At 41.7% G+C, this 23,298-nt stretch carries 17 protein-coding genes; 12 read left to right on the forward strand and 5 right to left on the reverse strand.

Annotated features, from left to right (window positions below; all coding sequences use genetic code 11):
- Positions 1–141: 141 nt before the first annotated feature.
- The 9 genes from QT711_RS06520 to QT711_RS06560 all read left to right on the forward strand — a co-directional run bounded on the left by QT711_RS06520 (position 142) and on the right by QT711_RS06560 (position 9,493).
- Positions 142–1,215 (forward strand): M42 family metallopeptidase, encoded by a 1,074-nt coding sequence (locus tag QT711_RS06520; protein ID WP_317942769.1) that lies wholly within the window; start codon positions 142–144, stop codon positions 1,213–1,215.
- A 64-nt stretch (positions 1,216–1,279) separates the two neighbouring features.
- Positions 1,280–1,801 (forward strand): DUF84 family protein, encoded by a 522-nt coding sequence (locus QT711_RS06525; RefSeq protein WP_317942770.1) that lies wholly within the window; start codon positions 1,280–1,282, stop codon positions 1,799–1,801.
- A gap of 89 nt (positions 1,802–1,890) precedes the next feature.
- The gene (locus QT711_RS06530; RefSeq protein ID WP_317942771.1) at positions 1,891–2,406 is read left to right on the forward strand and encodes a hypothetical protein; all 516 of its coding nucleotides are present in this window, start codon (positions 1,891–1,893) and stop codon (positions 2,404–2,406) included.
- A gap of 66 nt (positions 2,407–2,472) precedes the next feature.
- Positions 2,473–3,288 (forward strand): DUF1444 domain-containing protein, encoded by an 816-nt coding sequence (locus QT711_RS06535; protein WP_317942773.1) that lies wholly within the window; start codon positions 2,473–2,475, stop codon positions 3,286–3,288.
- A complete protein-coding gene (gene ytpR / locus QT711_RS06540) occupies positions 3,285–3,890 on the forward strand; it encodes a YtpR family tRNA-binding protein (RefSeq protein WP_317942774.1) in 606 nt (201 codons plus the stop codon). Before QT711_RS06535 ends, ytpR begins: the two co-directional genes overlap by 4 nt.
- 114 nt (positions 3,891–4,004) lie before the next feature.
- Positions 4,005–6,656 (forward strand): DNA translocase FtsK, encoded by a 2,652-nt coding sequence (locus QT711_RS06545; RefSeq protein WP_317942775.1) that lies wholly within the window; start codon positions 4,005–4,007, stop codon positions 6,654–6,656.
- A 154-nt stretch (positions 6,657–6,810) separates the two neighbouring features.
- Complete coding sequence (gene murC, locus QT711_RS06550) at positions 6,811–8,124, forward strand: UDP-N-acetylmuramate--L-alanine ligase (protein ID WP_317942776.1); 1,314 nt, start codon at positions 6,811–6,813, stop codon at positions 8,122–8,124.
- Between the two features lie 211 nt (positions 8,125–8,335).
- The gene (locus QT711_RS06555) at positions 8,336–8,821 is read left to right on the forward strand and encodes a DUF948 domain-containing protein (protein ID WP_317942777.1); all 486 of its coding nucleotides are present in this window, start codon (positions 8,336–8,338) and stop codon (positions 8,819–8,821) included.
- 33 nt (positions 8,822–8,854) lie between these two features.
- Positions 8,855–9,493, forward strand: a complete 639-nt coding sequence (locus tag QT711_RS06560; protein WP_317942778.1) for a YtxH domain-containing protein — start codon at positions 8,855–8,857, stop codon at positions 9,491–9,493.
- 327 nt (positions 9,494–9,820) lie between these two features.
- Here the strand turns inward: QT711_RS06560 and QT711_RS06565 are convergent, their stop codons facing one another.
- The gene (locus QT711_RS06565; RefSeq protein WP_317942779.1) at positions 9,821–11,962 is read right to left on the reverse strand and encodes a cell division protein FtsA; all 2,142 of its coding nucleotides are present in this window, start codon (positions 11,960–11,962) and stop codon (positions 9,821–9,823) included.
- Between the two features lie 147 nt (positions 11,963–12,109).
- Between QT711_RS06565 and QT711_RS06570 the strand changes: the two genes are divergently transcribed.
- Together QT711_RS06570 and ccpA are read left to right on the forward strand one after the other, a co-directional pair.
- On the forward strand, positions 12,110–13,192 hold the full coding sequence (locus QT711_RS06570; RefSeq protein WP_317942781.1) for a bifunctional 3-deoxy-7-phosphoheptulonate synthase/chorismate mutase: 1,083 nt from the start codon (positions 12,110–12,112) through the stop codon (positions 13,190–13,192).
- Positions 13,193–13,443: 251 nt separating this feature from the next.
- A complete protein-coding gene (gene ccpA / locus QT711_RS06575; RefSeq protein WP_317942783.1) occupies positions 13,444–14,442 on the forward strand; it encodes a catabolite control protein A in 999 nt (332 codons plus the stop codon).
- Between the two features lie 184 nt (positions 14,443–14,626).
- Here ccpA and QT711_RS06580 read toward each other — a convergent pair whose 3' ends face one another.
- The 3 genes from QT711_RS06580 to QT711_RS06590 are packed head-to-tail and all read right to left on the reverse strand — an operon-like array spanning position 14,627 to position 17,077.
- Complete coding sequence (locus QT711_RS06580; RefSeq protein WP_317942784.1) at positions 14,627–15,784, reverse strand: acetoin utilization protein AcuC; 1,158 nt, start codon at positions 15,782–15,784, stop codon at positions 14,627–14,629.
- Positions 15,781–16,428 carry an acetoin utilization AcuB family protein gene (locus QT711_RS06585; RefSeq protein WP_317942786.1) on the reverse strand — a complete coding sequence of 216 codons (648 nt, stop codon included), beginning with the start codon at positions 16,426–16,428 and terminating at the stop codon, positions 15,781–15,783. The genes QT711_RS06580 and QT711_RS06585 overlap by 4 nt, the downstream gene beginning before the upstream one ends.
- 16 nt (positions 16,429–16,444) lie before the next feature.
- A complete protein-coding gene (locus QT711_RS06590; RefSeq protein WP_317942788.1) occupies positions 16,445–17,077 on the reverse strand; it encodes a GNAT family N-acetyltransferase in 633 nt (210 codons plus the stop codon).
- Between the two features lie 326 nt (positions 17,078–17,403).
- Here QT711_RS06590 and acsA point away from each other — a divergent pair, with 326 nt between their 5' ends.
- Positions 17,404–19,122, forward strand: a complete 1,719-nt coding sequence (gene acsA / locus QT711_RS06595) for an acetate--CoA ligase (protein WP_317942790.1) — start codon at positions 17,404–17,406, stop codon at positions 19,120–19,122.
- A gap of 997 nt (positions 19,123–20,119) precedes the next feature.
- Here the strand turns inward: acsA and QT711_RS06600 are convergent.
- A complete protein-coding gene (locus QT711_RS06600; protein WP_317942792.1) occupies positions 20,120–23,227 on the reverse strand; it encodes a transglycosylase domain-containing protein in 3,108 nt (1,035 codons plus the stop codon).
- Positions 23,228–23,298 lie beyond the last annotated feature (71 nt).

Below are 23,298 nucleotides of genomic sequence, written 5' to 3' on the forward strand. Positions count from 1 at the left end.
TTTTTATTTTTAACTTTCGTGAAATCTGAATGGGAGAACCCGTAGAAAAATTAATTCGCCAACCTAAATATTCTTATTGGAAAGTTTCTGACTACTGCTCTATACTAGACATAGTACATATCAAATTGGGGGCTTATTACTATGAACAATGAAACGCTTACAATGTTTAAAACTTTGACGGAGTTACCAGCTGCACCTGGAAATGAGCATATGCTCCGTGCCTATATGCGAGAGGAACTTGGGAAGTATTCAGATGAAATTATCCAGGACAATTTAGGTGGCATCTTTGGTGTGCGCAAAGGAGCAGAGGACAGTCCGAGAATTATGGTTGCAGGTCATATGGATGAAGTCGGATTCATGGTAACGGCCATAACGGACAACGGAATGCTTCGTTTTCAACCATTGGGAGGATGGTGGAATCAAGTATTACTTGCACAACGCGTTCAAGTAATTACGGATGCAGGTCCAGTCGTAGGTGTTATCGGCTCAATCCCTCCACATCTGTTAAGCGATGAAGTCCGCAATAAACCAATGGACATTAAAAACATGTTAATTGATATTGGTGCTGATGATAAAGAAGATGCAAAGAAAATCGGTATCCGCCCCGGTCAACAAATTGTTCCGATTTGCCCATTCACACCAATGGCAAATGACAAAAAGATTATGGCGAAAGCTTGGGATAACCGATATGGCTGCGGATTAGCCATTGAACTATTGAAAGAAGTGCATGGAGCAGAGTTGCCAAACACACTTTATTCTGGAGCGAATGTAATGGAAGAAGTTGGACTACGAGGAGCGCAAACTGCAGCACGGATGATCAATCCAGATCTATTCTTCGCGTTAGATGCAAGTCCTGCAAATGACGCATCTGGCAATAAATCCGAATTTGGTCAACTAGGTAAAGGTACATTACTCCGGATTTTAGACCGCTCAATGGTAACGCATCGGGGGATGAGAGAGTTCATTCTCGATATGGCTGAAACGCATAATATCCCTTATCAATACTTCATCTCACAAGGTGGTACAGATGCCGGGCAAGTACATGTTTCCAATGAAGGCGTGCCAAGCGCAGTTATCGGAATATGCTCTCGCTATATCCATACGGCTGCATCCATTATCCATACAGACGATTATGCAGCGGCAAAAGAACTGCTTGTGAAATTGGTCAAAGCATGTGATAAGACAACTGTGGAAACAATCAAAAAGAACGTGTAACGAATGGGACCATCCTTTCTGTGTGATGAAGGATGGTCTTTATTCATCTACGAGGAGTGGTCAAATGGAGTTTGTCATTGGGTCAAAGAATCCAGCAAAAGTGAAGGCGGTAAAAGCTATCATCGTTGAACATTTTCCGTCAAGCAATTTTGTTACTGCAGATGTACCCTCAGAAGTCAGCAATCAACCGATGGGAGATGAGGAGACGAGGAGAGGCGCAGTGAACAGAGCAAAAAATGCCGCAGCTACAAAACAATGGGCAATCGGAATTGGACTTGAAGGTGGCGTTCGTACGTTGGAGGATGAACTTTATCTTTGTAATTGGGGAGCACTCGTTTTGCCTACAGGTCAAACGTTTACAGCTGGAGGCGCGCAAATCCTTTTGCCAAGAGAGATTGCATCAGAGATTTTGGCAGGCAAAGAATTGGGCGAAGTCGTAGATGCGTATTTTCATGCAAAAGGAATTTCCCACAGTGAAGGGGCAGTTGGCATGTTTACCGCAAATGTCCTCACAAGGGACACAATGTTTCAACATGTCATGCGCTTGATCATTGGGCAATATAAATATGGAAGAGCATCTCACTAAAACTCGATATTTGCATATGTTGCTTAGAAACTTTAAAATGGTAATGATATTTAGTATAAAATTAACATGTAATGATGGGAGGATCTTGAATGTTCCGCTTTTGGAAATTATTATTCCTACTAAGTATAGCAATTGGTGTATTAGCTGCATGCGGGAAAAATGTCGACGAAATGGCGGATGATGGATTACTTGCTGCCAAAGAGGCCTTCCAGTTGCATGATAAACAAAGAAATGATGAAATTCAAGGCGTCTCTCTATATAAACCTACAGGATTTACAATTGAAGAGTCATCTGATGCGCAAAACATCGTCATGAAAAAAGGGGATGAAACGTTCATACTGTTCATTAATCCCAATGAAACGAGACAAAGTCGTCTATTTTACGACCTTCTCGACACATCAGAAGAGAATGAGCGTTTTGAAGCGATTTTTACGGATGAAGGGTACTTCGGTTTCGCATCGATCGTCCAATTAGCAGAAGACCAAGTCGAGCTGATTGCAAGTGTCGGTGGTGTTAAAATGACGACCATTTCTAAGTTGAAAGATATCGAAACGAACATGGCGCGCATGATGGAAATTGTCCGGTCTATTGAACAAGACGCATAATTAAAGCGGTCACCGTTGATACATTCGACGAGCGGCCGTTTATTTTTGACAGAAAGGATGAGGTGAATGAAATCTGCTCAACTGGTTGAAATCTTAAAAGAAAAATTGCCATCACACGAATTTAAATGGAACTTTGATCGGAAAAACGACAAAGTCCGCTTAGAGCATACTGTGTTAAAAAAAGGAATGGATATTTCGCTTCCTGAAATTCTGGCTAAATATGAAACGGATGGTGAAGCATCTATCCGTGAAGTAGTTTATACAATCAATGAAACATTTACGGCAATGGAAAAGGAGTTAGCAGAAGGATTCCTACAAAACACAGTCATTTATCCAGTTATTCGATCGACTTCTTTTCCATTGACATCAAAAGCGGGCGATCCATTTATTTATAAAGATCACACAGCTGAAACGAGAATTTTCTATGCACTCGATCTTGGGACGACTTATCGATTAATCGATGAAACGATGATTGCTTCATTAGGTGTGAGTGAGCAAGAAATTATAGAATCAGCACTTTTTAAAGTGCGCTCACTACCGACAGAGGTGAAACGAGATGAAGTCGCAGGAAATGTATTTTATTTTGTTAACAACAAAGATGGGTATGATGCAAGTCGGATTTTGAATGTTGCTTTTTTGAGAGAGATGGAACAAAAAATCGATGGTCACATGACCGTTTCCGTACCTCATCAAGACGTCCTAATTATCGGAGATATTCGAAACGACACGGGTTATGATATCCTTGCTCAAATGACGATGCAATTTTTCACAGTCGGAACGGTCCCGATTACATCCTTGTCATTTATATATGAAAATGGCAAAATGGAACCGATCTTTATAATGGCGAAAAACAGGGTAACACGAAAGGAAGAAAACAAATGAATATATTTTACAATCAAACAGGTGTCGGCGATGTCCTCATGATTCAATTGACAACAAATCGGCCGGCAGAAGTTGAAACTGAAAAAGTAAATGACGTAGCACTCATAAAAGATGCTGAAACGAAAGAAGTAGTTGCTCTTAACGTGTTCAATGCTTCCGAATTCCTGAAAGTTGAAGTGGACGGGCAAGTTGAATTGACAGAGGAAGTTGTTAAGCAAGTCCAAGATGCGTTGGACAAGAACGGAGTAAGTTTGGAGCTAGAAGTGGATCTCTCACCAAAATTCGTAATTGGGTATGTCGAACAGAAAGAAAAACACCCAAATGCAGATAAGTTAAGCATCTGTACTGTAGATGTCGGATCAGAAAAACTGCAAATTGTTTGTGGAGCCCCAAATGTAGATGCTGGTCAAAAAGTTGTTGTTGCAAAAGTGGGTGCTGTTATGCCATCGGGTATGATTATTAAAGATGCGGAGTTAAGAGGAGTTCCATCCTCTGGTATGATTTGTTCAGCTAAAGAACTTAATTTACCAAATGCACCTGAAGAAAAAGGGATATTAGTCCTTCCAGCAGACTCAGAAACAGGGAATGCTTTTACATTTTAATTGTTCCGTGCGTACTGCCTCACGCAGTACGTTTTTCTTATTTTAGGCATCTAATTGATTTAACGAGCAAAAACCTGTTAAAATAAACTGATCGTCGTGAAAAGAGTGATAGTATTGATATGGATTAAAAAATTGATGAACCGTGTTTTTGAAACGGAAAATGAGCAAGAATATCGTATGGAAGATCATGAGAATCAGAATGAGAGAGAACTAGAGACAACAGAACAAACAAGCAATGAACGTCCTGCCTTCCGCTTTCCAATCATTACGGATGCAGAAATTTATGGTTGGGGACCTGATGATCAAAATGAAGAACGAGAAAAAAAATCCAAGGAACAGCTCGTAACCCAGTTGGATGACGATGATTTCGAGCCCGTACCGTTGTATAAAAATGAAAGATGGCCAGGAGAACGGAAACAAGGGGTCATCCATCGAGCAAATGCACCTGCTAAATACAAGACTGAAAAAAAGCAACCGCAAACTGTTGAACACCCTAAACCTAAGCCTTCCTCTGGAGAAGAGGCGGTGCGGACATCCATCATCCAAAAACGGAGTAATCGTCCTTTCACGCCAACTGAGGTGCCCTCTCCAGTGTATGGCTACATGAAACCTTCTGACAGGGTTGCAAAGACGGATACCTCTTATCAAGGTGATGTGCCAAAAAATGATTCAGATGCACATAACTCGCCTGTAACGAGGGAGTCGGAAAAGGACGTTAGGTATGACGCAATCCGCCATGATGAGTTGAATCAAGAACGAATAGACGAATTGCCAGCTAACATGGATGTTGAAAACGAGCTTCAGCCAGCTTACGATGATTCCATTGTAGATGGACATGAAGAACAAATAAGCGAAACAGCATCAAGTGTAGAGCACGGACAAACCGCTCTTGTTCATGAATCGACAATTCCGGAAGAAGAGCTTGTTGAGCCTGAACCATTTGACGCGCTTTCTGAAACTAATAATGAAGACGAACAAACGTCGTATGAGGTGGAACGCGAGGACTTGGAAAGTACGAGTTCAGTAGTAGGAAAAGAGTTTATCGCAACTGATGAAGAGGCTCCAACAATCGAAAGTTCTATCGAATTAAGGACTTCAAACGATTCTACACATATGCATACTTCAACAGAGCGGAAAAAAGAGAAGACTGTTCCGTTTAATGTTTTGATGTTGAAGAATGACAAAATGAAATACGAAAGTCAACAGCAAATGAAACAAACAGCTAGTAAGAATCTAAATGGATGGCAAGTTTCAAGCGAACAAGACGAGGATTTGGAAGTAGAAAGCCTAAACGGGATTGATGAACAACCAAGTTCAATGCACGCAGAGGAAGAACAACCTTTTTACGCTTTCCCACCGAAAGATTTCCTTGTCCATCCTGAAGCGCATATTGAGGATACGGAATGGTTACAGACGCAATCTGTGAAATTGGAAGAAGCGCTTTCCTACTTTGCGATTCAAGCAACTGTCATTGAGGCTGTACAAGGTCCGACGGTAACGAGGTTTGAATTGACAGTCGGACATGGTACAAAAGTGAGTAAAGTGAGGAACTTGACGGATGATTTAAAACTGGCACTCGCTGCAGAAGATATTCGAATCCAAGCGCCGATACCTGGAACAAGTTCAATCGGTATTGAAATTCCGAATCGCAAACCGCGTGCAGTAAGAATATCTGAAGTCATTGAAACGAAACGATTCCAAGAATCTGATTCTCCATTGGAAGCAGTACTTGGTTTAAGCCTGACGGGAGAACCGGTAACACTTGATTTGCGCAAAATGCCACATGGAATGATCGCCGGAGCTACCGGATCAGGGAAATCGGTTTGTATTAACTCGATTCTTATTAGTCTTTTGTATAAATCTTCGCCAACAGATTTAAAAATGTTGCTCATAGACCCTAAAATGGTTGAGTTGGCACCTTATAATGGCATTCCACATTTATTAAGTCCGGTCATCACGGATGTTAAGGCGGCAACTGCAGCATTGAAATGGGCAGTCGGTGAAATGGAACGTCGCTATGAGTTATTTGCTCATGCGGGTGCAAGGAATATTGAACGTTACAACGAAATGGCGGAGAAAGATCGTAAGTTTTCGGTGAAATTACCTTATTTACTCATTGTCATTGATGAGCTAGCTGACTTGATGATGATGGCTCCTGCAGATGTAGAAGTGTCGATTAGCCGCATTACGCAAAAAGCAAGGGCATGCGGTATTCATTTAATTATCGCAACCCAAAGACCTTCAGTAGATGTCATTACAGGAACGATTAAAGCGAACGTACCGACGCGAATTGCATTTTCGGTCTCTTCTCAAATTGATTCGAGAACAATTATTGATACACCAGGTGCGGAAAGACTTCTTGGTAAAGGAGATATGCTATACTTGGGGAACGGTCAATCATCTGCTGTTAGGCTACAAGGTACATTTGTCACGGATGGCGAAATTGAACGTATAATAGAACACGTTCAAAACGAAGCGGAACCTGATTATTTATTTGGTCAAGAAGATTTATTGGCAAACGCAGTTGAAGAAGAAGAGTCCGATCCGTTGTTTGCGGATGCATGTCTGTTCATTATTGAACAGCAAAGTGCTTCTACTTCGTTGTTGCAGCGGAATTTCAGCATTGGTTACAATCGAGCTGCGAAATTAATGGATCGGATGGAAAAGCTAGGTTTTATATCCGAACAACGGGGTAGTAAAGCTAGAGAAGTTTTCGTAACTGAAAGCAGTTTTGATAACTACTTGAACGGAACTGAAAGAACATAATTTAAATGATTACTAGAATCCATTAGAGAATGGGAATAGAGCTTATAAGGAATGAATATTGGCGTATAATGAAGGAGAGGTTCCTACAGATGTCCTTCAAGTTATGACCGGTTTTCAGAATGTGGGAGCAGAAATGATCCCGGGAGGTTGCAATATGACATTGTTTCATTTTACAGGCATTAAAGGTTCAGGGATGAGTTCGCTCGCACAGATCCTACACGATTCCAATTTTAACGTACAAGGTTCTGACGTTGAAAAGTACTTCTTTACAGAAGATCCGTTGCATGAAAGAAACATTACGATTTATCCTTTTGATGAAAAGAATATTACGGAAGGGATGACGGTAATCGCTGGAAATGCATTTCCCGATAGTCATCCAGAAATAGCAAAAGCAAAAGAACTAGGCGTGGATGTTGTCCGCTACCATGAGTTTTTAGGGCAATATATGAAAGCATTCGTCTCTGTTGCCATTACAGGCAGCCATGGCAAGACCTCTACTACAGGTTTGTTGGCACACGTGCTTTCGGGCGATTCTCCTACATCCTATTTAATTGGAGATGGCACAGGGAGTGGTGTGCAAGATAGTAAATATTTCGTTTTTGAAGCTTGTGAATACAAACGTCATTTCCTTGCGTATGATCCCGATTATGCCATCATGACCAATATTGACTTTGATCACCCTGATTACTTCAAGGATTTGGAGGATGTCATGGAAGCGTTCGGTCAAATGGCTGTACAGGTGAAGAAAGCAATCATTGCATGCGGGGATGATTTGCATCTTCAACAAATCCAAGCGAATGTACCCGTGGTATACTATGGGTTTGATGAAGGAAATGATTTTGCCGCTAAAAACATTACGAAATCGGCCAACGGATCGAATTTCGACGTGTATGTGAGAAATGAATTTTACCACAATTTCACAATTCCTTTGCCAGGTGATCATGCCATTTTAAATGCACTAGGTGTCATTTCACTTTGCCATTACGAAGGCATTCCAGTATCGACGATCGAAATGCGATTAGCATCATTTGCTGGAGTAAAAAGGCGGTTTTCAATTAAAGAGGCTCAAGGCAAAGTCATTGTAGATGATTACGCTCATCATCCGACTGAAATCAAAGCAACGATCCAGTCAGCCCGTCAAAAATATCCTGACAAGGAAGTCATTGCGATCTTCCAACCGCATACGTTTACCCGGACAGCAGCTCTTCTTTCTCAATTTGCGGAAAGCTTGGAAGCAGCTGACCATGTGTACTTGTGCGATATATTCAGTTCAGCTCGAGAAGTGGCAGGCAATTTGACGATTAAAGATCTAATCGCCAAAATCCAACAAGCGAAACATCTTGAACTTGATCATATTGACGTATTAGATGCTCACGGGAATGCAGTATACCTATTCATGGGCGCTGGTGATATCCAAAAGTATATGAATGTCTTTACAGACCATACTGAAAAGGAAGAAACAGCTTGATCCATAAGGGTCTGCTGTTTTTTCTTCTGACATTCAAAAAACACATCTAATCCCCTAACGATACGATAAAAAAGGAAATTTCCTATTTTATTTCGGAAAAATAAAGGGGATTGAAGAAAGATGTCGAAAAAGGTAATAGAGGCAGGCGTTTAGTTCGTTCGTCGACAGGGTACAAATGATGTATAGATGTAGCAAGGAAGGAGGAAACGCCATGGAAGTATTATTGTATATTGCAGCGATTATTGCAGCTATTGCATTTTTGATTTTATGTATTAGCCTAGCGATGACATTAGGTTCATTGAAAACTACTTTGCGGAGTGTTTCTGAAACGATGGACAATGTTTCAAATCAACTTGAAGGGATTACGACTGAAACGACTGAACTTCTTCATAAGACGAATGCCCTTGCAGTTGACATTCAGCAGAAATCAGAAAAACTGAACACTGTCGTGGACGCTGTGAAAGGGGTTGGAGACTCTGTTAGCAATCTAAACAGCTCTGTGCGTAGAGTATCTAATTCCATCACTGTGGAAGCAGAACGAAACAGTGACAAAATAGCCCAAGTTGTGCAATGGAGCAATGTCGCATTCGGTATTATCGGGAAAGTGAAGGATATGAAAGCTGAAAAGTCTACAGGATGGACAGTTTATCAACCTGATCCGAACCAGAAGAGATTACCGAATCCGAACAGACACTAACGCCTCAAAACTAAACCTATAGGAGGAATTACGATGTCAGAAAACAAGAAACCGAATTATAAGGATGTACAGTATGATCACACATACTATGGGAAAAACGAGTACGAAAACACATTTGGCGAGCCTTCTCATCTACCCGTGAACTATCCATATAGCTATAATACCGATGATTTTTATGATGAGCATAATTCTGGAACTGGTAGCTTCTTGCTAGGTGCACTAGTAGGTGGTGTCATTGGTGCAGCAGCTGCATTGTTCCTCGCACCAAAATCTGGTCGAGAAATGCGTGATGACTTTTCCGAGCAAGCCGTTCAGTTAAAAAACAAAAGTATTGAGTTGAGTGCAGTTGCAAAGGACAAGGCAACTGAATTTTCATCTGTCGCAAAAGAAAAGACAGATGGCCTTACAAAGTCCTTACAAGAACAATCAGGGCAGCTTGTGGATAAAGTGAAGTCAATGAAAAATAAAACGACCGTTCCAATGGATGATGGTACAGTCTCATCTGAAGGAGAAGAAGCTACTGATTATGTAGACAATTCAACTGTCCAAGATAAAAAGGCTGCAGACGACCAGACGACGAAGAACAGTGAAGTATCCTACGATAACAGTGACAATGTAGGAGAAGAAAAAAACATGAACCAAAATTACGTCTCTGACGAACAAAAGAAATGACCAAAGAGCCAGGCAACCCATAATGGATGCCTGGCTCAGCCTGTTGACAAACGCTCGCATCCGTTGTTGCTCGTCTCGCTCGTCCGCTCATGAACTTTCGTTCTATTCGCGTCTTCGCTCGACTTCGCGCGGGCCTGCATGAAGCAGGTCATGCAGTCGTTGGGACAGGACGTCCCGAACTTAGACTGCCTCCCACCTGACAAGCGTTTTCAATCAGGCTGAAGAACTTTCTATACAAATCTCATAAAATAAGTGTAGACAAAGTAAAAATCAACTTTGTCTACACTCTGAGCCAGGCAACCCGTAATGGATGTCTGGCTTTTCCTATTAAGGGGTATAAATGATTGCTAATTCGTCACCGTCAGTAATTGTATCGTTGAACCCTATCATCTGGCCATTACATAGCAGCTGATAAGAACTTGCACTACTCGGCAATGTATACTCAATGAACTTAAACACATCACTGAATACAGGCGCATGTTGTGGTAGTTGCGTAATAGTGAGCTCATCGTGACGACGGATCTTAGTTGCAAGAGAGACTTTTTGTCCATTTACTAAGACTGAAGCGTTTGTGTGAATGATTGTGACTGGGTCTCCATTAAATGTAATTTTTGTGATCGATTGATGTTTTTCACCTATTGTCTGAAGTAAATCATTGACAGTTGGCGGTTGCGGACAAACTGTATGAATACAATCACCATGACTGAGTTTGTAGTTGCCGTCAATTTGCTTTTCACCAATGAAAATCTTTGGTGTATAGGCATCTACGACTACTTTTTGGTCATTGATAAAGACCTCAAAAGGTTCATATAGAACTTCTTCCTGTTGTGATAAGAAGTCCTTAACGGTTGTCAGTGGGTGATAAATGATCTCATCGCTATCATGAATCTGTTGTGAAAGGGAAGCTTGTTTACCATTCACAAGAACGTGAGGAGTTATCGTATGTAGGCGCCCATTCAGTTGCACTTCCAAGGATGACAGATCGCCAATAATCTTTTCTAACGTTACTGAAGCATCTTCACCGTCTTTCCCAGGTTGTAATGAAAGTACATCTCCATTGGATATAGGATCTTTCGTACTAGCAGGTTGACCGTTCTGTAAAATGACGGATGGCTTCCCGTGTTCCCCTGGAATGATGAGTCGATTGCCATTTACAGTGATGGATATCCCCAATCCAGGTTTACCATACAATTGTTTAGCTTTAATATTTGCTGCTAGTAAGGCATCCCCGACAGTCATTTCTTTCAGCTCAAAAAGCCGAATTGTCCTTTCGTTCACTATGACAGTCATATAGTGAATCGGCGCACGTTTAGCAGCGATTGCAATTCCGATTGGCGTAACGAGTGCAGGTGAGGAAGGGATCGCTTCTCCTAAACTGACAGAAGCAAGAGCATCCAAACCTCTTATGCCGACTCGATTTTCCGGTAAGTCCAAGTGCATACTAAGTTCCTTTGTGAGTTGTGGGGTTAAACTTCCACCACCTACTAACATGATTGCTTGGGGAGGTTTACCATTGTTCAGTTTTTTAATTTCTGTTCCAATCGAATCCGCCAATTTTTCAATAGAAGGCTTAATCTTTAAGATTACTTCTGAGGCAGCAATTTGTTGTTCAAACCCTAATATGTCGTTGAAAGTGACGAATTCTCCCGTAGTTAATGCACGTTTTGCAAGTTCAGCGACAGGGAAGTCGAGTAAGTACTCATTGCTAAGCGCTTCAGTTATTTCGTCACCAGCGATTGGTACCATCCCGTATGCTACCACAGTATTATTATCTGTTAGGGCAATATCCGATGTACCTGCCCCTATGTCCACAAGAGCGACATTCAGTCTTCGCATGGAAGGGGGGATGAGTACATTAATGGCAGCAATTGGTTCCAATGTTAAGGCTTCCATTTCCAAGTCAGCCCGTTTTAATGCCGATAAGAGGGACTCGACTACGACGCGCGGTAGAAATGTGGCGATAACATGTGCTGAGGCAGTTCGTCCAGACTGATCAATTAAGCTACCGATTCTCTCGCCGTCAAGTTCATAATGTAATACAGAATAGCCGACACAGTAATAATAATCGTCAGTTGTTGATGCAGAACTTAACAATTTTTGTTGAGCTTGTTGTACAGCCGCCAATTCCAATCGGTTAATATCTTCAATGGAAAACAGCGCTTGATTGGAAATATCTATTGCCATTGAACCGTTTTCAGTCTTCAGTGCACGGCCTGCGGCAGCGACACTCACTCGCTCTAGTTTGCCATGGCGTTCTTCGAGTTGCTCTTTAATGTCTGTGATCACTTTTGCAACGCTTACAATATTATGTATTTGACCATCAATCATCGAGCGTTCTTTATGTTCAATTATGAGGAGATCTTCCACATGAAAACAATCTTCCATTTCCGTGAGGATAATTCCGACAACTGAGCGCGTACCGATGTCCAGTGCAAAAAGTTTGTTAGACAGAATCATACACCCTTTCATCGTCAAATAATGCGAATCTTTGACAATTTGCAGAAATGACGTGACTTTTTAAATGGTATTCATTATACTTGGACTATTATATAAAAATGTATCATAGATTTCCCACTTCGAAAAGGGAATGACATGTGCGGGGAAGGAGTCATATTGATGAGACAAAATGAGCTAGATGAGCTAAGAGTTCAAGTGGATGCGTTAAATACGAAAATCTTGGACTTGATTAATGAACGTACTGCGGTTGTACAAGAAATCGGGAAAGTAAAAGAAAAGCAAGGTGTAAATAGATATGATCCGATCCGCGAGCGGGAAATGCTGAATGCGTTAGTGGAATCCAATAACGGTCCAATTCCAAATAAAATTTTGGAACAAATCTTTAAAGGTATTTTCATGTCTGCCCTTGAAATTCAAGAAGATGAACAACGGAATGCTTTACTCGTTTCCCGTACACGGAAGCCTGAAGATACAATTGTAGATGTGAACGGTGAAAAAATCGGGGATGGAACGCCGACATTTGTGTTCGGTCCATGTGCTGTAGAATCTTATGAACAAGTTTTGGCTGTTGCGCAATCCATTAAAGCAAAAGGGTTGACGATGATGAGAGGCGGGGCATACAAACCTCGTACATCGCCATACGATTTCCAAGGACTAGGTCTTGAAGGTTTGAAAATTTTGAAGCGTGTTTCAGAAGAAACGGGCCTGTCGATTGTTACTGAAATCATTACCCCTTCGCATTTGGAAGAAGCATTGGATTACATTGACGTCATCCAGATTGGTGCTCGGAACATGCAAAACTTCGAATTATTAAAAGAAGCTGGTATGGTAAACAAACCTGTCCTCTTAAAACGTGGTTTAGCTGCAACGATTGATGAGTTCATCAATGCTGCAGAGTACATCATTTCTAAAGGGAATAGCCAGATCATGCTATGTGAACGTGGTATCCGTACATACGAGCGTGCGACACGTAATACATTAGACATTTCTGCTGTTCCGATTTTAAAACAAGAAACACATTTACCGGTATTTGTCGATGTAACACATTCTACTGGCCGAAAAGATCTGTTACTTCCGACAGCAAAAGCTGCGATTGCAGTAGGAGCGGACGGCGTGATGGCTGAAGTACATCCTGATCCAGCAGTGGCATTATCAGACTCTGCTCAACAAATGGATATTCAGCAATTTGATGATTTCTATAAAGAAATCCAACGTTTCATGAAAACACATCAAACCGTTTGATGAATAGGTTATACAAAACTCATTCGATTTATTGAATGAACGTTTGTCTGCATGAAAAGATACAGGACATTTGTATGAAGCTACATGTCCCATTACAATGGTTTAAAGGGGGTAGCTCTTTCGTTACCTTCTCGTAAATTGACATAGGCGTAATTAAATTGTTCTGTAAATAACGCCGGACCTTTTAAGGTTCCGGTGTTTTGTTTATACTAAGAGTAAACGATTACATACGTAGGGAAGGAGATTCGACAATGTCAGTAACAATTTATGATGTTGCTAGAGAAGCGAATGTTTCAATGGCTACTGTTTCACGTGTCGTCAATGGCAATCAAAATGTCAAACCTGCAACACGGAAAAAAGTATTGGAATGCATTGAGCGATTAGGCTATCGACCAAATGCCGTCGCTAGAGGACTTGCAAGTAAAAAAACGACAACTGTCGGTGTCATCGTTCCTGATATTTCAAAAAGCTATTATGCGGAACTGTCTAGAGGGATAGCAGATATTGCTACCATGTATGAGTACAATATCATCTTATCGAATTCCGATAAACGACCAATCCGTGAAGTCGAGCTACTGGAAGATCATTTAGGGAAACAAGTAGATGGAATTATTTTTATGAGTGATTCCCTAACGGACGAAATCAAAAAAGAAATGGGAACGGCCAATGTACCAATCGTATTAGCTGGAACGTTGGACGCTAATACAAATTTACCGACCGTCAACATCGACCATGAACAAGCAGCATATGAAGCTGTGAAAAAGTTGATTGATAACGGACATAAACGGATTGCACATGTAGCTGGTCCAATGTCCAGAGATATTAATAAGTTTTGCAAAAAAGTAGGTTATGAGCGAGCACTCCAAGAAGCTGGCATTCCACTTCGCGAAGAATACTTCATCGAAACGGACAATACGTACGATGATGCGTATGATAAGTGGAAAAAATTAGCGAGCTTAGATGAAATGCCGACGAGTATTTTCGCTGGCAACGATGAGATCGCTGTCGGCATTATGAATGGAATTCGAGATGATGGCTACTCAATTCCGGACGATTTTGAAGTAATTTGCTTCCAGCATACATTACTGTCACGCGTCGTTCGTCCACAATTGACAACGATTGTCGTACCGCTATATGACTTAGGTGCAGTTTCCATGCGCCTGTTAACAAAATTAATGAACGGTGAAGAAGTCGACGATACGAATGTCGTCCTTCCTTATCGAATGGAAGAACGTCAGTCTACGAAGTAATCCTTTGCATTCGGGCAATTAGAATACTTGCCTCAAAAGATAAATTGTCATTGCTGACTTTTTCAAAAGGAAAATGGCGTTACGTCGTATTGACTGAACAGAGTAAAGACGAAGGGAGAGCGTGTATCCTTCGTCTTTTTTCGTTCATGTAACTTTTGAATGAGCGTAACAGGATGAGTACGAACTACTGTTGGTTTCGGATGAAATGCAAAGCACGTTCTAACATGTGTGCATTCTTTTCCGTGATTTCTTCCTTTCGCGGAATAGGCTCATATAAGGGATTTGGATCCGACCACGTTTCAATGAATGGCACAGGTGCTTCTAATTGCCATGCTTGAAGCCATTCAACAGGCAGTTTCCCAGTCGGAGAGGGAAGTTGTTTCATTGCAAGCCAGATATGAGCCCAAGCTCGAGGCACAACCCTCCATATATCATAGCCGCCGCCTCCTACGGCAATCCAACGACCCTCACAATATTGTTCAGCAATGTCTCGTGCAAGACGAGGAATGTGCTCGTAAATTTTCATCGTTCCGTACAAATGCGTGAGTGGATCGAAATAATGCGCATCGGCACCATTTTGAGTCAAAATGACATCAGGTTTAAAGAACGCGGCAACTTCATGTAGAGCTGTCTCGTAAACTTCTAAAAATGATTCGTCTTCTGTGAAAGCGTCGATTGGAAAATTAAAAGAAGTGCCATATCCTTTTCCGTTGCCTCTCTCCGTAACATTTCCTGTTCCGGGGAATAAATATCGTCCTGTTTCGTGAATTGAAAATGTGCAAACATTTGGATCGTCGTAAAATGTCCATTGCACGCCATCGCCATGATGTGCATCCGTATCAACGTATAACACTCTTGCATTGTATTTCTTTTGCATATATTTAATCGCAACAGAACTATCGTTATACACACAAAAGCCAGATGCCTTTCCTTGGAAGCCGTGATGAAGGCCACCGCCTAAATTCAACGCGTATTTTGCTCGTCCTTCCATCACTTCATCTACTGCTGTGAGTGTACCTCCAACCAACATAGCACTCGCCTCGTGCATATTTGGGAAAATTGGTGTATCTTCTGTACCGATACCATACACCGCTCCTACCTCTTCAGTCACTAGTCCTTTTCCTGCCCGTTTGACGATGTCAATGAATGTGGAATCGTGGACAAGTAATAGCTCTTCATCCGTGGCAGTCCTTGGTGCAATGATGTCCTCGTTGCTTAATGCCCCATATTTCTTTAGAAGGTCCATCGTCAAAACAATCCTTTTTTGGTTAAAAGGATGCTTATCTGAAAACGAATAGCCAAGTTGTTTATCCGAATAAATGAATACTGCTTCTTGTTTCATTGGTCAATTCCTGGGACATTCGGCCATAAGACTTCGAATCCGGATGTCCGCAATCCTTTGATCACATTTAGCGGGTTCATCGTTTTAACGCGAATGACAAGTATTTTATTGTCTTCATGTTCCTTGTCGGGGTAGACAAGTACACTTAATATATTCATTTTGTGTTCATGGAACACTTTGGACACTTCAAATAAAATACCGGGGATATTAGGCACACGTACTTCAATTTGAGAGCCAGGTTGGTGTGCTCCTGTCAGTTCAATATATTTATAAAGTAAATCCGTTTCCGTTATGATGCCAACCAATTGTTTGTTTGAAACAATGGGTAGACATCCAATTTGATTGTCATAAAAGATGACAGCAGCTTCCTCTACAAAATCCATAGGGTGGGCATGGATTGGATTTTTTGTCATAATTGCGGATAGCGGTTGATTGTAAACGTTTTCATTAGATGCGTCGTTAAAAAGGGATGGGATGACTTCTTTAAGATCCCTATCGGAAACAATTCCAACGAGCTCACCCGCCACAGATAAGATTGGCAAATGCCTGATTTTCTCTTCTTTCATGCGCGTGATTGCATCTGAAATAGTGTGTTCTTCAGTGAGTGTAATAACTTTTCTCTTCATAATTTCTTCAATTAGCATACATGAATCCCCCCTGTTAATACATGAATCGGTTCATGAAACGTAACTGGTCGAACTGTTGAATGGATTCTTGGTCGACCCTTTTACCGATTCTCGCCATTAGGCAGTTTGCTGGATGTGAACTAATTTCCGGTTCATCGGTTGCGTAATATTCCAAGCCGCCAGCGTTCATCATTTTCTCCATCACTTTTCGGTATTCCCAAACATTCAGTTTTGTTCCTTTTAAATCCCAATGCCAATAGTATTCTGTTGTGAGAATAATATAGTCTTCCATCGCATCGTCCATCATGGAAACTTCGAGCAACGCTTTACCGACTCCTCCGCCACGAAACTTTGGAATCACTTCAATTGCTCCGAGCTCAATGAGATTCTCCATATTGCCTTGTGACCATCTTTCAAGAGGATCAGGATATAAATACGTGACATAGCCTACGATTTCATTAAGATGACGGACAATGAGAATTCTGCCTTCTGGAAGATTTGCGATCTCAATTAGGGCTTTGTGTTGTTGATTTGGTGGTCTAAATGATGTGAGATCTTCATGAAAATCAAATGTGGCTAAATCTGTGCTCGAAACCGGTCCTTCGATAAAGAGATTGCCGTTCTTATGCTTGATCTCCATTGCATTATACGTTTTCTTATGTTCCACTTTTATCACCGCCTACAAGTAAGTCAACTTCCTCTAAGTATACAACAATTCATCTTCAAGTTGCGAAAATATTAGCGACAATTTACAGTTGTATTTTATGGTTGTTGTAAGAATGGATGTAAGTATGAGGGTTACCATTCCTTTGATCATCATGTGATGGAAGATTTATATTGTGATTACGGCTTATGGTATCTTAAGCAAAATCAATGGGTAAAACATGTCGAATTAAGTTGAATGATAATACGAAAGATAGTAATTTGTTAGCAAACACTGAAAAAATCATGTAAAATAGTAAGGGTTAATTGCTAGATGAAAGGATGATAGGAATGGAGACGAAAACGTTATCTGTAATTCAAGGTGATTACCAATTACAAGATTATGAGCAGACGGCAAAGAATTTCAACTGGTCGGATGTTGAGAAGGAATTCAGTTGGCATGAAACAGGACTCATTAACATCGCACACGAAGCGGTCGATCGTCATGCGAATTCCTATCGGAAAAACAAAGTGGCGTTATTTTATCAAGATGCCAATCGAAAAGAAGCGTACACGTATAATGATATGAAGAGAATGACCAATAAAGCGGCGAATGTATTGTCAAATCGTTCTACAGTTGAAAAAGGAGATCGTATTTTTATCTTCATGCCGCGCTCTCCTGAATTGTACTTTGCTCTATTGGGCGCTTTAAAAATGGGTGCAATTGTCGGACCATTGTTTGAAGCATTTATGGAAGGGGCTGTGTATGATCGATTAGCAGACAGTGAAGCAAAAGCGATCGTGACTACACCAGAATTGCTTGAACGGGTTCCAGTTGACAAGTTACCGCATTTGGAGACAGTCTTTTTAGTTGGCGAAAACATTCAAGAAACTGATAAGTATGTTGACTTTTTAAAGCATCTTAAAGAAGCATCTTTTCACTATGAAGTGGAATGGTTGGAACGTGAATCGCCAACCTTATTGCATTACACGTCCGGTTCCACAGGGAAACCAAAGGGAGTCTTACATGTACAAGAAGCGATGGTGCAACAGTTACAGACGACTCGTTGGGTTTTAGACTTGAAAGATGAAGATGTGTTCTGGTGTACGGCTGATCCAGGATGGGTAACAGGAACTGCTTATGGTGTCTTCGGACCGATGTTAGCCGGTGCAACTTCCTTGATTGTCGGTGGGCGATTCTCAACAGATAGCTGGTATGAAGCGATACAAAATTATGGCGTTACGGTATGGTACAGTGCACCTACAGCATTCCGTATGTTAATGGGAGCAGGCGTGGGACCAATTGAAAAACATGATTTGTCTACTTTACGCCATATTCTGTCCGTCGGAGAGCCCTTGAATCCTGAAGTCATTCGGTGGGGAATGGAAGTCTTTAAACTAAGAATTCACGATACATGGTGGATGACAGAGACGGGAGCACAAACAATTTGTAATTTCGGCTCTATGCCAATTAAATTAGGATCGATGGGTAAACCGGTACCAGGCATTGAAGCAGCAATTGTTGATCATCAAGGAAATGTTTTGCCGCCAAACCGGATGGGGAACTTGGCCATTAAAAAAGGTTGGCCAGCAATGATGCGTGCAATATGGAATAATCCCGAGAAATACGATTCGTACTTCTTAAACGATGAATGGTATGTTTCCGGTGATTCTGCTTACATGGATGAGGATGGTTATTTCTTTTTCCAAGGGCGCGTCGATGATGTCATCATGACTAGTGGCGAGCGAGTTGGACCATTCGAAGTGGAAAGTAAATTACTGGAGCACCCTGCGATTGTCGAAGCGGGAGTCATTGGTAAACCGGATCCTGTTCGTGGAGAAATCATCAAAGCATTTGTTGCACTACAAGAAGGATACGAGCCTTCGGTGGAGTTGGAAGAAGAGATTAAACAGTTCGTTAAAAAAGAGCTTGCAGCACATGCAGCACCAAGAGAAATTGAATTCAAAGACAAATTACCAAAAACAAGAAGTGGTAAAATCATGCGTAGAGTATTGAAAGCATGGGAGTTGAACTTGCCAACAGGCGACTTATCAACGATGGAAGATTGATGGACTAATTTTAGAGTAATAGAAAGAAGCGGAGCCACTCATTTGGTTCCGCTTCTTTGGTGTGCAAGAAATGTAGGGAATTTTTAACTGAGATGAATCTAATTGCCCGTTAGAGCTGAAAACCACTGCTAGCGGTTCAATAGAAGTGCTCTAATTGCCCGTTAGAGTAAAAAAAGTAGGTAGCGGTCAAATAGAAACAGTCTAATTGCCCGATGGAGCTGAAATCCACAGCTGGCGGTTCAATAGAAGTGTTCTAATTGCCCATTGGAGTAAATAAACGTAGGTAACGGTCAAATAGAAACAGTCTAATTGCCCGATGGAGCTGAAATCCACAGCTGGCGGTTCAATAGAAGTGTTCTAATTGCCCGTTGGAGTAAATAAACGTAGGGGACGGTCAAATAGAACCAGTCTAATTGCCCGCCAGAGCTGAACTCCACTGCTGGCGGTTCAATAGAAGTGTTCTAATTGCCCGTTAGAGTAAATAAAGTAGGTAATGGTCAAATAGAAACAGTCTAAATGCCCGATGGAGCTGAACTCCACTGCTTGCGGTTCAATAGAAGTGTTCTAATTGCCCGTTAGACTAAATAAACGTAGGTATCGGTCAAATAGAACCTAGAAGAACTATCAAAAGTCCTCTAAACACCTCTTACTTATATAGAAAGCCGCATAAACTGCTCAAACGCGGCATACTCCCGCCAAACGGCTCATAAATCCATCATTCGCGGCATAACCTTCCCAATCGCCGCATACTTGCCCGAAACGCCTCATAACCCATTAAAGAAAGCAGCCACCTTTTGAAAACTTTTATTTGCTGTGAATAAAAAAGGTATTCAGCTAGGTCCTTCTTAAATCTTGCCTAGCAGAAACATTTCTTCGATGAATAGGTTAAAAAAGTGTATTAGTTTTAAACATAGAAAAACGCACAAACCGAGTGGAGCTCTCAGTTCATGCGTTTTACCTTTATTAATGATTGTGTAGACGAGATGTACTTGGTTAATTAATCTTCATCATCGTCATCCGGTGGGTTCGGCTTTCCGCCGCCACTGCCGCTTCCGCCGCCGCCGCTCCCGCCGCCACTGCCGCTTCCACCGCCACTGCCGTTTCCACCGCCACTGCCGTTTCCATCGCCGCTGCCGTTTCCATCGCCGCCGCCGTTTCCACCGCCGTTGCCGTTTCCACCGCCGTTGCCGTTTCCACCGCCGTTGCCGTTTCCACCGCCGTTGCCATTTCCATCGCCACTGCCGTTTCCGTCTCCACTGCCGTTGTCACCGCCGCCATTGCCTGGTGGTTTTGGTTTCGTATCGTCATCGTCTTCACTAGGTGGTTCAGGAGTGGGCTCTGGTTTTTCAATCGTAATGACATTTGAACTGTTCGATTGGAGACCTGTAATGTCCACCGCTCGTACAGTATAATCTCCAGGTCCAATTTGCATGGACAGAGGGGAACCGTCCTTAATCGTTGCAACGCGCTCGTTACCTTTATAGACATAGTAACCAATTACGTCATTGGAAGGTGATTCTGTCCATGTCAGCGTTGAACCGTTCAGGGATGCTGACACCCCTGCAGGTGCAACATTGTCCGCTGGGAATTCCGCACCGGAGACAACATTTGATGAGAAAATCGAACCTGACGGGAATAGTTTTGACGGGTCCCCGCCCCATGGACCGAGCATCCGATCGATGAATGCTTGATTTACACCTGTTCCGCCTCCAACGATAAATTCGCTTGGCGTAGAAGGGAGCGCCATATAACGACTGCCTTTAACAGAGACATAGGAAGCATTGATAATGCTATCGTCAGCCTTAGTTGGGAGCATCACTTTTGAGTTAAATAAATCAGATCGGACAAGTCCTGCCGCTGAACATGCAGCTGAAGGCGCAAGGCCTGAAATCCCACAGAACGATCTCGATACGACACCGTCCGGCTTCTTAAATGTATTCGATGCACCAACGATGTCCGGTCGAACATCATTTGCCGCATTCATAATACGACCAAATAACATACTCGTCCTTGTTGTTGGATGCATTTGTCCGGTTCCACGTTTATAAAGTTTACGTGAATTGTCATAGTAGCCCAGCCATAATCCCATTGAGATATTCGGATTGTAACCTACGAGCCAAGCATCGCCGTAACCTTGCGTTGTACCGGTTTTTACTGCCAAATCTGTTTTGAAATTCATATAGGTAGGTACTTGTTGTCCTGTACCCCCAGCTTTAAGAACATCTCTTAGCATATCTGTTACGATATAAGACGTTTCTGGACTAAAGACTTCCACTGGTTCGACTTCATGTTGATACACGACATTGCCGGACATGTCTTCAATCCGTTCGATAATATACGATTCTACAAATTTACCTCCGTTGGCAAATGTCGCAAAAGCATTTGTATTCTCTTGAACGCTTACACCGATTGACATACCGCCGTAAGACGCAGACAAATTGACGTAATCACCAGGAGTCAGTTGAGAGAACTTCATTTTTTCCAAGAACTCTGCTGGGCGTCTATCGATAATATCCCGATACAATCGGGCGGTCGGTAAGTTCAATGACTCTGCTAGTGCTTGTCGTGCAGGAATGATGCCATTTTCAACTGAAGCGATATAGTTTGTAGGACTCCATATCTTTCCGTTATCTGGCACTTCAAATTTAACATCGACGACGGGACTACCTGCACCAATCATGCCATATTCTATTGCAGGACCGTACACAAGTAGTGGCTTCATGGAAGAGCCGTTTTGTCTGTACGCTTGCGTAGCGTGATTGAGTGCAATCAGATCATGATCACGTCCACCGATGAAAGAAAGGATTCTACCTGTACTATTTTCCATCATGAAGCCGCCGACTTGGACAGGATCGTCTTTTAATATCATCTCTCCTGTACTATAGTCTTTCTCTTCACGGGTGTACGTAAAGCCATAATGCTCAAACTCTTCAGCGACTTTATTCATCCGATCATATAAGTCTTTTTCAATCGTCGAATAAATTCGATAGCCGCCTGTCCGCATTTCACGTTCTGCTAGAATAGAATATTTCTCTCTTATTTTTTTCTCATCTTCCAAACGTTCTGCATCAATGCCATCTTTCTCTGCTAACATTTTCGCTAAGATTTCAATTGTGCTATTTTGAATTTCCTGCGTCAAATAGGGATAGCGCTCTTGCGCACGTTTTGTTTTTTCACGAAAATCTTTCTTGATGTCATACGCAATCGCTTCTGCATACTGCTCCTCCGTAATGTAACCCGTTTCCTTCATTCGGAAAAGTACGGTTTTCATGCGATCAATACCAGGTTTAATATTTTCGTCTTTTTTCAAACCACCGCCATAATAACTACTTTGGAAGGGTGTGTAGGCGAATGGAGCTTGAGGAATCCCAGCTATATAAGCTGCTTGAGGCAAGTTCAAGTCTTTCGCTTTTACACCGAAAATTCCTTCTGCTGCTGTTTCAATCCCTGCAATGTTTTGGCCAATTGCATTTCTACCATAAGGAATAATGTTTAAATAGGCTTCAAGAATTTCATCTTTCTCCATGAAATGTTCAAGTCGCATTGCCAGAAGGATTTCTTTTGCTTTTCGTTCATATGAAACTTCGTTCGTTAAAATCTGGTTTTTTATAAGTTGTTGGGTAAGTGTAGAACCGCCCGTTTGGTTGGATGAATTTGAAACATCTTGAAAAAGGCCTCTAAAAATAGCTTTTGGGACAATTCCTTTATGTGTTTCAAAATATTCATCTTCCGTTGCGTAGACTGCATCTATGACGAAAGGGGATACATCTTTTAATGTCGTTTCTTTCCGTTCAATATCTGCACTCACTCGTCCAAGATAAATGTCATTTGCAAAATAGATTTCAGATGTTTCTTCAAAGTTGAATATTTCATCACGCATTTCTTTTGATGAGCGAAGTGGCTCTTTTGCAACGAGTGAAGCGAAATATCCTGCGCCGACAGATGTTGCGAACACACCGAATGTCAACCCTACTACTAGAAATAGTAGAAATAGATTCCACATCACTCCTGAAGTGATACGCACACCTTTTGCCCATCGTTTCTTTTTTAGTTCTTCAAACTTCTCTTCTATTAGATCAATCCGATTTTTACGTTTATCGCTCAATTTGCTATCCCTCCTAAAAATCAATTTTATTATAACACATATCCTGGTAATCAAAATAATATGTTTGACAA

The sequence above is a fragment of the Sporosarcina saromensis genome (assembly GCF_033253735.1).
GTDB lineage: Bacteria > Bacillota > Bacilli > Bacillales_A > Planococcaceae > Sporosarcina > Sporosarcina saromensis.